Source organism: Sphingopyxis sp. (assembly GCF_035998965.1).
Taxonomy (GTDB): Bacteria; Pseudomonadota; Alphaproteobacteria; order Sphingomonadales; family Sphingomonadaceae; genus Sphingopyxis.
This window is the reverse complement of record NZ_DASYHE010000099.1, coordinates 31,627-43,916: the sequence shown is the minus strand read 5'-3', so window position 1 is coordinate 43,916 and position 12,290 is coordinate 31,627. Positions and strand designations below refer to the sequence as shown.

The following is a 12,290-nucleotide window of genomic DNA, read 5'->3' as shown; positions in this document are numbered from 1 at the left end:
TCGCTTATCGCTGGACACGAGTAGCGGCCCCAGCATCGGCTTGGGCAACCGTAGCGACCTGCCATCCGCCGCCGAGCGCCTTGTCGAGGCTGACAGCGTCAATGATGACGACAGCCTCCGCCTGAGCGAGGCGATCGTCGAGGGCGGACACTTGGCGTTGAACGTCAAGCACGTCGGTGAGGCTCGCTTCGCCCGCCCGGTAGCGCAGGCGGGCGAGTTCGAGGGTTCGCGTCAAGCGGGTTCGCGCCGACAGAAGACGCTCGGCACGCTCGCGATCCTGTCGATAGCGCAGCAACGCCGTTTCGACATCCGACAGCGCGCGAACGACGGTCTGGTTGTAGCTTGCGAGGTTCTCGTCAACGAGCGCCTGCTGGCGACGGACAACTGCGCGGCGACGCCCTCCGTCAAAGATCGGTAGCGAGAAGCCGGGGACGAGCGAGCCATAGCGGCTGGCGCTATCGAACAGGTCGCCGATGCTCAGTGCTTCCAGCCCGAGTGTGCTGGTCAGTGAAAAGCGCGGATAGAGATCGGCGACCGCGACCCCGGTGTCGGCGGTGGCGGCGGCCAGTTCGCGCTCGGCACGTCGGATGTCGGGACGCCTACGCAGCAGGTCCGACGGCAGGCCGACGGGGACGTCGGGCGCCCGCAGCGCCGAGGTCGGCGACGCGGCGATCAGCGCCTCGGCGCCGCCGGGTTGCGCACCCAGCAGCACGTCGAGGCGATAAAGTGCGGCCTTCGCATCGGCGACGAGCGGCGGCAGCGCGGCGGCGCTCTCCTCGGCAAGGCTTTCGACGCGCTGGACCTCGGACTGCGCTTCTTCGCCGGCCCGCGCCAGACGGTCGGTGAGGTCGGCGGTCTGGCGTGCAGCGGCGAGGGTTTCATTGGCGATGACGATGCGGCGCTGCGCCGCTCGATAATCGGCATAGGCCCGCGCCACATCGCCGGCGACTCGGACCAGCGTGTCGTTGAGCGCCTCGGCCACCGATCCCAACCGCGCCTCTGCGGCCTCGACCTGGCGGCGATTGCGTCCGAACAGGTCGAGTTCCCAGCTCGCGTCGAAGCCGGCGCGATAGACGGTGTAGTCGAGGTCGGGCTCTACCAGACCGGTCGGAATGTTGGCGAGCTGTTCGCCGTTCTCGCTTAATCGACGAACTGTCGTCGATCCCTGGCCATTGAGCTGCGGCAGCTGGCCGCCACGTGCTTCGTCGGCGCGCGCGCGGGCCTGCGCGATCCGCGCCTCGGCGATGGCGACGTCACCGTTGGCCGAGATCGCGCGATCGACGAGGGCTACGAGGGCGGGGTCACCATAGCGTTCCCACCAGCGATCGACGGGCTGGGCGATAGTGGCCGACGACGCTTCGCGGAAGGCGGGCGGCACAGCCCCGACGGGCGCACGATAGTCGGGGCCGACCGTGCAGCCTGCGAGCACGCCGGGCAGCAAGCCTGCGAGTACGAGCTTCCTCACGCGGTTCCTCTCCGAAAGATGACATAGGCGGTGGTGAGCGTCAGGACCGCGATCAGCGCGATCGGCCAGAGGCTGGGGAACAGCGCGACGAAGCCGCTTCCTTTCAGGAACACCCCCTTCACGACGACGATGAAGTGGCGGAGCGGGTCGATCCAGCTCACCCATTGCAGCCACACCGGCATATTGGCGACGGGCGCGATGAAGCCCGACAACAGGATCGCGGGCATCATGAAGGTGAAGACGCCGAGGAACGCCTGCTGCTGGGTGGCCGAGATCGCCGAGATGAACAATCCGAACCCGCACAACGCGATCGCGTAGAGCAACATCCCGACGTAGAGCACGAAGAGCGATCCGGTGAACGGCACGCCGAACAGATTGATGGCGATAATGGTGATCGCGGTCGCCTGGACGCAGGCGATGATGACCGCCGGGATCATCTTGCCGAGCATGATGAGCGCGGGCGAGAGCGGCGAGACCAGCACCTGGTCGAGCGTTCCCTGTTCGCGTTCGCGCGCGACCGACAGCGCCGTCGTGATGAGCGCACCGATGGTCGTCATGATCGCGACCATGCTGGTCACGATCACCCAGCGCCCTTCTAGGTTGGGATTATACCAGTTGCGCACGACGACCTGCGCGCCGCCGCTGGCGAGCGGGCCGCGGGCGGAGGCATCGGCCGCGATCTCGGCGCCATAACCACGGATGATCTGATCGACATAGCCCTGCGCGAGCTGCGCGCTGTTCGAACGCCGCCCGTCGCCGATGACCTGGACCGACGCGGTTTCACCGCGCGCGATGTCGCGCGAGAAGCTCGGCTGGAAGCGCAGCGCGAGCAACACCTGCTGCCGGTCGATGAGATCGCGCAACTCGCCCTCGCTTTCGACCTGACGCACCTGCCCGAAAGCGTCCGCCGCGCCGAGGCGCTGGACGATCTCGGTTGCCGCCGCACCGCTGTCCTGATTGAGGACCGCTACCGACGCATTGCGCACGTCGAGCGTCGCGGCGAAAGGGAACAGCAACGTCTGAAGCATCACGGGCATAATGAGCAGCCGAAGCGCGGCCGGATCGCGCAGGATCGCCTGCAGCTCCTTGATGACGAGGGTGCGCAGCCGGTTCCACATCAGTCGAGCGTCCGCTTGGTCTTGATCGCGGTCAGGGTCAGGAAGATCGCAGCGATCAGCGCCAGCGCCATCGCGTTGAGCCAATACAGCCGACCGGCGTAATCCGACTGGAACAGCGTCTGGAGGATTGTCACGAAATAGCGGCCCGGCAGGATCGAGGCGATCACCTGCACGGGCCTCGGCATGCTGCCGATCTCATAGACGAAGCCCGAGAGCATCATCACCGGCAGGAAGGCGGCGTTGAGCGCGGCCTGTGCCGCGTTGAACTGGCTGCGGATCGCGGTCGAGAGGAGCAGGCCCAGCCCAAGCGCCGTGCCGAGGAACAGCGCCGTCGCTAGGAACAGCAGCATGAGCGAGCCGCGAAACGGCACGCCGAGAACCAGCGTGGAAATGATGAGGCAGATGGCCATCGAAACCATCCCCAGGCCGAAATAGGGGATGATCTTGGTCAGCAGTAGCTCGACCCGCGTGATCGGCGTCGAGAGCAGCGCCTCCATCGTGCCGCGCTCCCACTCGCGGGCGACGACGAGCGAGGTCAGCAGCGCGCCCACCACGGTCATCACCACCGCGATCGAGCCGGGCACGAGCGAATTGCGGCTGATTGTGGCGGGGTTGAACCAATAGCGCGGATCGCTGCCGAGGCCGCCGCGCTCGACAGCCCCATCGCCCCGGTTGCGCTGCTCGCGCCAGACCGCGATCGCGCCCGACACATAGGCGCTGACGAAGGCGGCCGTGTTGGGATCGGTGCCGTCGGTGACCGCCTGGACATCGCCGGTGCGGCCGCGCGCCACGGCTTTGGAGAAGCCATCGGGAACGACCACGAAGCCGCCGACTTCCCCCCGATCGAGACGTTCGGCGGCCCCCGTGCGGTTTCCTAGATATGTGACCTCCAGATAGGGTGAGCCATCCAGCGCGGCGACCACGTCCTGCGCCGCCGCCCCCGAATCCTCCACCACCACCGCGATCCGGGTCACGCCCGTATCGAGGTTGAGGCCGTAGCCGAACAGGAACAGCATCAGCAGCGGCATCAGCCCGGCGATGAGCAGGCTCGACGGATCGCGCAGCGTCTGCACGGTTTCCTTGCGCACCAGCGCGAACAGTCGCCGGTATGATACGCCGCCGGTGGCGGATGCGGCGCTCATGCGGCCTTCCTTTGCGTATCGTCCTCGCGGTCGGCGCGCTCGACCAACTCGATGAAGGCCTCCTCCATCGACGGGTCGTCATTCTCGTCGGTGGCGGCATCGGCGCGCAGGTCGTCGGGCGGGCCGCTGGCGATCAGCTTGCCGCGATAGACGAGGCCGATCCGGTCGCAATATTCGGCCTCGTCCATAAAATGGGTCGTCACCATCACAGTCACGCCCTTTTCGACGGCGCCGTTGATGTGGGTCCAGAACTCGCGCCGGGTCAGCGGATCGACGCCCGAGGTCGGCTCGTCGAGGAACAGGACCGAGGGGTCGTGCATGATGGCGCAGGCGAGCGCGAGCCGCTGCTTGAAGCCGAGCGGCAGCGCGTCGGGCGACATCTTTAGGTATTTTTCGAGTGCGAAGGCGTCGATCATCGCGTCGATCCGTTCGCGCCGATTGCGACCTTCCAGCCCGTAGATGCCGGAAAAGAACTCCATGTTCTGGCGCACCGACAGCGTGCCGTAGAGCGAGAATTTCTGCGCCATATAGCCCAGCCGCTGGCGCGCCTCCCCCGGCGAGCGTTTGAGACTGTAGCCGAGCACCCTGGCCTCGCCTTCGGTCGCCTTGAGCAGGCCGCACAACATCTTGAACGTCGTCGATTTGCCCGCGCCATTGGGGCCGAGCAGGCCGTAGATCTCGCCGCGCTTCACCTCGAAGCTGACATCGTCGGTGGCGGCGAAGTCGCCGAATTTCTTGGTAAGGTTCTTGGCCTCGATCACAACGTCGCCGGCCTTGTCGTCGTCACGCGCGTCAGCGTCCTTCAGGAGCTTGGCGACCACCGACTCGCCGCCCGGCCCACCGCCCAATAGGTCGATCACGGCATCCTCGAGCCGGGGCTTTACCTGGTCGAGGCTCGCGTCGTTCCCGGCTTCGACCTGGCTCAAGTCGAGCGGTCTCCCCTTTTCCTTGAGCACCACGCGCACCGCACGCCCCTGAATCACGCCATCGACGACGCGGTCCGACCCCAGCGCGCGCTTGAGCACCTGTCGGCGGTTGCCCTCGATATTGCGGATGAGCCGGCTGCGCCCCTGCATCCGCTCAGCCAGTTCATCGGGCGTCCCGCAATACAGCGGCTTGCCTTTGTCGAGCAGGATGACCTCGGGGCAGCGCTCGGCCTCGTCGAGATAGGCGGTCGACCAGACGATCGTCTTGCCTTCGCCCGCCAGGTCGCCGACCATCTTCCACAGCTCGCGCCGCGAGATCGGATCGACCCCGACCGAGGGTTCGTCGAGCAACAGCACCTGCGGGTCGCCCAGCAGCGTGCAGGCCAGCCCCAGCTTCTGCTTCATGCCGCCCGAGAGCTTGCCCGCGCGGCGCTCGGTGAAGCGCTTCAAATCGGTGAAGTCGAGCATCCGCTCGAAGGTTTCGTCGCGCTTCTCGGTCTCGACCCCGCGTAACTCGGCGTAGAGGTTCAGATTTTCGAGGACGGTCAGGTCTTCATAGAGGCCGAACCGCTGCGGCATATAACCGAGCCGCTGGCGCAACTCGTCGCCTTGCGCCGTCGGATCGAGCCCGTCGACGCTCAGCGTTCCGCTGGTCGGCGCGAGCAGCCCAGCAATCATCCGAATGAGCGTCGTCTTGCCCGCACCATCGGGGCCGACCAACCCGGTGATGATCCCGGCCTTGATTGTCGCGGTCAGGCCATCGACGGCCACGACTTCATCGTCCCCCTTGCCGAAACGTCGGACAAGGTCTTTGAAGGCGATGGCGTCGGCTTTCCCGGCCATGGCCATCAGTCCTCTACCGCGCGGGCACCGCTCGCGAGCCGGACGGTGATCGGCATCCCCTGGCGGAGCCGCGAATCCGGGTCGAGGACGATGACTCGCGCACGATAGACAAGGTCGGTGCGGAGCGCCTCGGTCTCGACAGACTTGGGCGTGAACTCTGCAGTCGGCGAAACATAGCCGACCCGGCCCTTGTAAACCTTGCCGGGGGCAGCGTCGGTCGTAATATTGACGATCGTGCCCGGCGCGACCAGCCCAAGATTGGGCGCATCAACAAAGACCCGCGCCCACACCGGTCGCGCCAGCGCCTCGGTGAAGGCGGTCGCTCCCGATGAGATATTCGCACCCCGTTCGATCGCCCGCGTCAGGATCGTGCCGTCGGACGGCGCGCGCAGGACCGTATCGGCGACGCGGATGCGGATGCGGTCGGCGGTCGCATTCGCGCGATCGACATTGCTGGCGGCCTGAGCGATCTCCTGCCGCCGGGTGCCCGCGCGCTGTTCGGCGAGCGCCTGCTGCGCGCTACGCAGTCGCGCGGCGGCCTCGTTGCGCTGATTGACCGCGTCTTCGATCCGACGGTCGGCGACGGCGCCCGTGCCGCGCAAGCTTTCGAGCCGATCGACGTCGCCCTGTGCATTGGCAAGCGCGGCGCGACGTTCGGCCACGGCCGCCTCGGCCTGCGCGATGTCCTCGCGCCGATTGCCTTCCCGCAACAGGTCCAATTGCGCGCGCTGCGCGTCGGTGTTCGCTTGCGCCTCAGCGAGTTCGGTCTGAAGCGGTTCGGCGTCGAGCCTTGCAAGCACTTGGCCCGCGGTAACGGCATCGCCTTCGTCGACCAGGACCTCCGCCACCCTCCCGTCGACGCGGAAGGAGAGATCGACCTCGCGAATATCGACATTGCCGTAGAGAGTCAGCGGTTCGTCGTTGTCGCTCCACGGTCGCGTGAAGAGCAGCACCGCGCCCAACGCCGCGAGGACGACAACAGCCGCGACCAATAGAACTCGACGACTTGGGCGCTTCATGTCAATCCTTTCCGACGAACCAGCGGTTTGCCGACCGCAAAGGCGCAGCGGCGATACCGATCGTCAGCGCCAGAAGAAGAATGGCGGGCACGGGACTGCCGCCAATCAGGGTCAGATGGGTCATGGTCGCTCCCGCAGCGACGAAGGCGAGCAGCACCGCGCCTGCAATTGCGGTCCGGCGTCGCAGAAGAAGCGCGGCGCCGAGAAGTTCAAGGCCGCCCGTAACAAAGCGAAACCATTGGCCCCAACCGATCATCGCAAAAAGACCCACCATGCTCTCCGCACCTGCGAGCTTGAAAGCGCCAGCGACACTGAAAAGAAGAGCGGCCGTAACGCGCGCTATTCGCCAAACGGTGCGGTGTAATTTTGCGTTTTTAAGCAAAGCAGTCATCGGGCGTTTCGGTGGTCATCAGCGAATTGCTGAGCGAGCGACAGGAGCGCAGCTTGACCGTAGCCGTGAATTGTAGTCGCGGACGATCCGGTTCCGAACGTCACGCTGATCGCCAAGTTCGACGAACTCTTTCCCACCGCCACGCCCTCGACTCACACATGACTGACTAGCCGGTCATCTGATTGCCTTGTCGATTGAAGTATGGCAAGCCACAAAATGCGCATGAGCGAACCTCCTAAGCCAGCCACAAGGCAACGACGCCGCAAAGAGGAGCGTCCCGGCGAAATCCTGGCGGCTGCGCTCACGCTTTTTTCCGAACGCGGCTTTTCGGCGACGCGACTCGAAGACGTGGCAGATCGCGCAGGGATCGCCAAAGGCACGATCTACCTCTACTTCCAGACGAAGGAGGATCTGTTCGAGGCCGTCGTCCGCGATGCATTCGCACCATTACTGGAACGTCTGACCGGCGCTCTAGAGCTGCCTTCGGCGAACAGCGCAGTAATTCTCCGATTCATAATCGAGACGTTGTACCGTCAGATGGTCGCCACCGAGAAGCGCGAGATCCTTCGGTTGCTGATAGCCGAGGCCAAGCGATTTCCGACTCTTGTGAGCTTTTATCATCGCGAGGCGGTCAGTCGCGGTAAGGCGATCGTCGCCGAAATTCTCCGGCGCGGTATCGAAAGCGGAGAATTTCGGGACGGACCTGCGACCCGTTATCCCGAGGTAATTATCGGGCCTGCAATCTTGGCAGCGATCTGGAAACTGGTGTTTGAGCCGGTCGATCCGATGGACCTTGATGAGATGATTGAAGCCCATCTCGATCTGGTTCTGAACAGCATCCTCAAATAGTCACCCGCCTGAGTACTACTTTTTAGCTGAATGTTTGAATGTATTCGGCCATCGCTACGGAAGTACGCGTATGGTTCATAGCATTGCCATCGACGGAAGGCCTTTGGGCGCTTAATGCCGTCATGCCGCAGCGCTATGGTAGTGCCACGGCGTAGGTGTAGTGCTCATCATCATCGGGCGTGCCCCGCCATACCGCCGCAGACCGCCATTAGCCGCCTTTCCCGCTCTACAGCCGCAACGGCTACGCCATCTCAATCTATGTTTCGGCAGATTGGATAGATTCTTGGGGATTATGAGCGTTCGCCAAGCGGTGTCAAACCCCCTGCCGACCAGCCCTGCCGGCTCCGTCGCAATCGGCGCTTCGCGTGCCATACCAAGCGTTCCGCGGATGTTCTTGCGTTTGTCGGTCGCCGAGTCTATCGATTCGTGATAGACTTGAAAGGCGTCGGAGTGCCCTACGACCGAAGCGCGGCGATTAGCGAACGGCATGAAACGCTTCTCGAACTCATCGAGAGCGGTGGTCGGTCTGCTGCCGCCCTCGCAGAAGCGGTCGGCGTCTCTCAACCCACCATCAACCGCGACCTGAGCTATCTTCGGAAGAAAGGCCATGCCATCAAGGCCCGCCGCCTCCCGGTGGGTTGGGCTTATGAGCTCGATGGATCGAAGCGCTCGCGATCGACGGCTGCGGGCAAACGGGCATGACTGCCACGACCGTCCACGGCTGGCTGGAGAAGCTCGGCTACACGGCCGAGCCGGGCGTTCTGCATCTGCGCGGCGATGCCGTTCCGGACACCCACCCCTATGCTCTCGAGATCAAAACCCTCCTCAAGCCGACGGGGGCCATCCGCGCGCAGGCCGTTTTCGACGTCGAGGGTGTGCCGACGGTCGTTTTCGTCGGGGAGGACGGAACGCCGCTGTCGCAGGTCGAACTGGACAAGGCTCGCCAGCGCATCTGGAACCAGAACCTCGCGACGATCGTGATCGAGCTGAAGGGTGAGGAGGCCATCGCGCTCCCGGCCCGCAAGCTGAAGAATGCTGGCGAACGCTTGCGGCTCGAAGATGCGCGTCCGGATGGCCCGTTTTCCGCGTCGGATGTATCGACGGCCAACTTGTCGCGGCGGATCCCGAAATGGTTCGACGTCAAGGCCCGCGTCGATCGCAAGCTGCTGGCGAACCTGTCCACCGCTGTCGCACGACTAACCGATGAGGGCCTAACCGGCGTCGAGGACGCGCGCCTGCGGCGACGCCTCGCCGAGCTTCTGATGGGCCAGGTGCTCTTCATCTCCTATCTCGAACATCGTGAGATCGTCGGCGCGACCTATCGAGCGCGACGCAACGTTGACCGACTCCCTGAGTTGGTCGCCCGGCTCGACCGTTCCGGCATCGCTGCGCTGATCGACCGGCTGCGGTCGGACTTCAACGGCGACTTCCTCGGCGACGATCGGCACGATCCTTGGACGGCGCTATCCGACAGCGGCTTCGGTCTGCTCTCGCAGTTTCTCAGCCGCACCGACCTGCAGACCGGTCAGGGCGACTTCTGGAACTACGACTTCAGCTACATACCCGTCGAGCTGCTCTCCGGCCTCTACGAACAGTTCCTGACGCCCGAGGAACAGGCGGAAGACGGCGCCTATTACACGCCCCGCAATCTCGCCATGCTCGCCATCGATCAGGCGTTCCTCGCCTCTCCCGATCCGCTGACCGAGACTATCTTCGATGGCGCCTGCGGCTCGGGAATCCTGCTGACGACGGCCTATCGCCGCCTGATCGCGCTCGCGGAGGCGCAGAAGGGCGGCCAGCTCGGCTTCGCCGAGCGCGGCGAACTTCTCACCCGCAGCATCTTCGGCGGCGACATCAACTTCATGGCCTGCCGGGTCACGGCTTTCAGCCTTTACTTGTCGCTACTGGAGGGGCTCGATCCGGCCGACATTCTGGAAGCGCAGGAGCGCGATGGCACCAAGCTTCCGCCGCTCAAGGATCACAACCTCGCTCACGGCCGCGATCGCGCGGACTTCTTTGACAATGCCCATGCCTTCTTCGGGCGTCGCTTCTCGCTGATTATCTCCAATCCGCCATGGGCGGAGCCGGAAGGTGAAGCGCACACTACGGCGGACGCTTGGGCGGCGCGCGCGGGCACGCCTTTCTCACGCCGCCAAGTGGCCGGTGCCTACGCCCTGCGCGCGCTCGACTACCTGGACGAAGGGGGGCGCACCTGTCTGATCCTGCCGATCGGCCAGCTGCTCGGCGCCTCCAGCGAAGCCTTCGTCTCCTACCTACTGCGCGCCTACAAGCCTAGCCGCATCATCAACTTCGGTGACCTACAGGGACTGTTGTTTCCAACCGCCGAAAACACCTGCCATGTGTTCCTTGGCGCTCGCCGCGAGGCCGTCGTTCCGAAGGTCATCCCGTTCGGCGAAACCTTCGACTATCTGGTTCCCAAGGCCGACCTGAGCCTAGCGCTCGGCCGTCTCACCATGCAGTCGGCCGATCGGCACCTGCTACAAACCCGTTCGGTCGCCGAGGATCCGCAGCTTCTCGTCACCATGATGTGGGGCGACGCCAACGACTTGGCGATCTGGAGTCGGCTCAGCCTGCGCGGCACCTTCGCGAACCTCTGGCGCGGACCCCGCGAGTTCAGGCGCTGGACCTATCGCAAAGGCATCCATCTCGAAGACAAGAGCCGTGAAGCAGTCGATCCCGGCCCGCTTCGCGAAATGCCTCATATCCCTATCGCCGCGCTGAGCGCGGGGGTTCCGGTATTGCATCCAGACCTGCTGCGGTCTTGGCCGGCGGAGAAGACCACCGTCGTCGGCCTGAACGATGCGGTGCTCGCCGTGTTCGACGGACCCCGCGTCGTCTTCCCCGATGGCTTCTCGCGTGAGCAGCAGAACGTCCGCGCGGTTTACTACGACCAGCCGGCGAGCTTCACGCATAGCATAGGGGTGATCGCCGGTCCGGAGGCCGACGCGCCCCTGCTCAAGTTCGCCGCCGTCTATCTTCGGTCCAGCCTCGCCCGCTATTTCCTCATGATGCGCGGCTGGAAGATGCTGTGCGAGCGCAACGGCATCCACCTCACCGATGTCGATGCCTTTCCGTTCTTCGCGCCGGAAGACGCACCCGATCCAGACGCTGCCGCTACCGCGCTGGCCTCGGTCACGGGTTACGTCGACCGGCTGAGAGGCCAGGACGAGCTGCTCCAGCGCGCCGACTATCAGTCGGTTCGTGACAATCTCGACAAGGCCGTTTTCTCTTACTTCGGCCTGACCGATGAAGAGCAGACGCTGGTGACTGAGACGGTCGAGGTATTGATGCCCTCGATCAGACCGCGGAGCTTCAAGAGCCTCGATACTCCGGCGCAAAGAACCGCGGGCGAGCAGGATTTCCACATCTACGCCGATGCGCTGGCAGCAGCGCTCACCACCTGGCGCGATCGAACCGGCGGCCGAGGGCGGTTCGATGTCAACGTGGTCACCAGCGATCCGACGCGTGCAGGTCCGTCGGGTATCGTGAAGATCAGCTACGTCGAACAGGGGCGCGCGCCCTCCGCTGCCAAGGCAGCCATTAATGACGAGCTGGTCATCGAAACCCTGGCATCACTGCGCAAGTCGGGCTTGCGAACCATCCCCTCGGGCGATCACCTCACCCTCGTCCCGGACGCTCATTTGTGGATCGATGGCAGCCTGTATCTGGCCCGGCGGCTCACGCGCCGCAGCTGGACCGTCCGCCAGGCTCTGCGTGACGCCGAGCACATCGTGCGGACGGTTCAGTCACGCGCCGGCTCCGAAAAGCTGGCAGTGCCTGCGTGACGAAGGCTGCCGACTGGCTCTCCGCGTTTCCGCTGCAACCGGCGACCGAGGCGGTCGAAGCGCTGCGCCAGGGCTGGTCCGAGCTGGCCGCCCGGCCACTTCCGGACTTCAACCCCAAGACCAAGGAAGCTGCCCTCACCAAGCGCCTGAAGGTCTATGTCGAAAACCATGTCGCGCGCGAGCGGGGTCTGCTCGGCATGTGGGCGGCCGAGGATATCATCGGTGACATTGATCCGGCCACCGGCGCGATGATCGAGGAGCGACGCACAGACATCGTCTATGGCTGGAACAATGAGACCCAGGCGATGCAGCTGGTGTTCGAGTTCAAGCGGCTCGGGCGGCAGAAGAAGCATCGGGATCACTATCTCCGCGATCAGGGGCTGGGCCGTTTCGTCACAGGAATCTACAGCCGCAAGCAGGCGGTCGCGGCGATGGTCGGCGTGCTGCTCGACCCCGAGCCGGAGATCGTGCCGCACATCCGCGCCGCGCTGGGCGATGCCGCGCTCGCGACTCTCTTGCGGCTGAAGCCGACCGCCGCCGGTGAACCCTACGCGCGGCCGTCGTCACTGTTCACAGCCGCTGATTTCGACACGGAGCATGAGCGGGAGCCGGCGCTGGCCCCCAGCCATGGCAGCATCCGCGTCTCGCACTTCTTCTTCTCCTTCGGCTATCCCACCACCACCGTGAAGCCGAAGTCGTGAGGGCTGCTGCATAGCCGGCAGCCGCTGGCG

At 64.9% G+C, this 12,290-nt stretch carries 10 protein-coding genes; 4 read left to right on the top strand and 6 right to left on the bottom strand.

The window, feature by feature from the left end; genetic code table 11:
• Nucleotides 1-4: 4 nt before the first annotated feature.
• From VGN68_RS19320 to VGN68_RS19295, 6 genes are read right to left on the bottom strand one after another with little or no spacing between them, the layout of a single operon-like run.
• Complete coding sequence (locus tag VGN68_RS19320) at nucleotides 5-1,465, bottom strand: efflux transporter outer membrane subunit (protein ID WP_327479115.1); 1,461 nt, start codon at nucleotides 1,463-1,465, stop codon at nucleotides 5-7.
• Nucleotides 1,462-2,583 carry an ABC transporter permease gene (locus tag VGN68_RS19315; RefSeq protein WP_075150496.1) on the bottom strand — a complete coding sequence of 374 codons (1,122 nt, stop codon included), beginning with the start codon at nucleotides 2,581-2,583 and terminating at the stop codon, nucleotides 1,462-1,464. The genes VGN68_RS19320 and VGN68_RS19315 overlap by 4 nt, the downstream gene beginning before the upstream one ends.
• Nucleotides 2,583-3,725 carry an ABC transporter permease gene (locus VGN68_RS19310; RefSeq protein WP_075150495.1) on the bottom strand — a complete coding sequence of 381 codons (1,143 nt, stop codon included), beginning with the start codon at nucleotides 3,723-3,725 and terminating at the stop codon, nucleotides 2,583-2,585. Before VGN68_RS19310 ends, VGN68_RS19315 begins: the two co-directional genes overlap by 1 nt.
• On the bottom strand, nucleotides 3,722-5,494 hold the full coding sequence (locus tag VGN68_RS19305) for an ATP-binding cassette domain-containing protein (protein ID WP_075150494.1): 1,773 nt from the start codon (nucleotides 5,492-5,494) through the stop codon (nucleotides 3,722-3,724). The genes VGN68_RS19310 and VGN68_RS19305 overlap by 4 nt, the downstream gene beginning before the upstream one ends.
• A 5-nt stretch (nucleotides 5,495-5,499) precedes the next feature.
• The gene (gene hlyD / locus VGN68_RS19300) at nucleotides 5,500-6,513 is read right to left on the bottom strand and encodes a secretion protein HlyD (RefSeq protein ID WP_075150493.1); all 1,014 of its coding nucleotides are present in this window, start codon (nucleotides 6,511-6,513) and stop codon (nucleotides 5,500-5,502) included.
• Between the two features lies 1 nt (nucleotide 6,514).
• Nucleotides 6,515-6,904 carry a DoxX family protein gene (locus tag VGN68_RS19295; RefSeq protein WP_075150492.1) on the bottom strand — a complete coding sequence of 130 codons (390 nt, stop codon included), beginning with the start codon at nucleotides 6,902-6,904 and terminating at the stop codon, nucleotides 6,515-6,517.
• 216 nt (nucleotides 6,905-7,120) lie between these two features.
• Here VGN68_RS19295 and VGN68_RS19290 point away from each other — a divergent pair, with 216 nt between their 5' ends.
• From VGN68_RS19290 to VGN68_RS19275, 4 genes are all read left to right on the top strand, one after another.
• Nucleotides 7,121-7,753 carry a TetR/AcrR family transcriptional regulator gene (locus VGN68_RS19290; protein ID WP_327479105.1) on the top strand — a complete coding sequence of 211 codons (633 nt, stop codon included), beginning with the start codon at nucleotides 7,121-7,123 and terminating at the stop codon, nucleotides 7,751-7,753.
• A 450-nt stretch (nucleotides 7,754-8,203) separates the two neighbouring features.
• Nucleotides 8,204-8,455 (top strand): HTH domain-containing protein, encoded by a 252-nt coding sequence (locus VGN68_RS19285; protein WP_075150490.1) that lies wholly within the window; start codon nucleotides 8,204-8,206, stop codon nucleotides 8,453-8,455.
• On the top strand, nucleotides 8,452-11,559 hold the full coding sequence (locus VGN68_RS19280; RefSeq protein WP_327479103.1) for an N-6 DNA methylase: 3,108 nt from the start codon (nucleotides 8,452-8,454) through the stop codon (nucleotides 11,557-11,559). The genes VGN68_RS19285 and VGN68_RS19280 overlap by 4 nt, the downstream gene beginning before the upstream one ends.
• Entirely contained in the window at nucleotides 11,556-12,260 is a 705-nt protein-coding gene (locus tag VGN68_RS19275) for a Fis family transcriptional regulator (protein WP_075150488.1), read from the top strand. The genes VGN68_RS19280 and VGN68_RS19275 overlap by 4 nt, the downstream gene beginning before the upstream one ends.
• Nucleotides 12,261-12,290: the final 30 nt, after the last annotated feature.

Coding starts and splice junctions, on each gene's coding strand:
- VGN68_RS19315 (WP_075150496.1), bottom strand. CDS start 2,583: ATGTGGAACCGGCTGCGCACCCTCGTCATCAAGGAGCTGCAGGCGATC.
- VGN68_RS19280 (WP_327479103.1), top strand. CDS start 8,452: ATGACTGCCACGACCGTCCACGGCTGGCTGGAGAAGCTCGGCTACACG.
- hlyD (WP_075150493.1), bottom strand. CDS start 6,513: ATGAAGCGCCCAAGTCGTCGAGTTCTATTGGTCGCGGCTGTTGTCGTC.
- VGN68_RS19305 (WP_075150494.1), bottom strand. CDS start 5,494: ATGGCCGGGAAAGCCGACGCCATCGCCTTCAAAGACCTTGTCCGACGT.
- VGN68_RS19290 (WP_327479105.1), top strand. CDS start 7,121: ATGCGCATGAGCGAACCTCCTAAGCCAGCCACAAGGCAACGACGCCGC.
- VGN68_RS19310 (WP_075150495.1), bottom strand. CDS start 3,725: ATGAGCGCCGCATCCGCCACCGGCGGCGTATCATACCGGCGACTGTTC.
- VGN68_RS19295 (WP_075150492.1), bottom strand. CDS start 6,904: ATGACTGCTTTGCTTAAAAACGCAAAATTACACCGCACCGTTTGGCGA.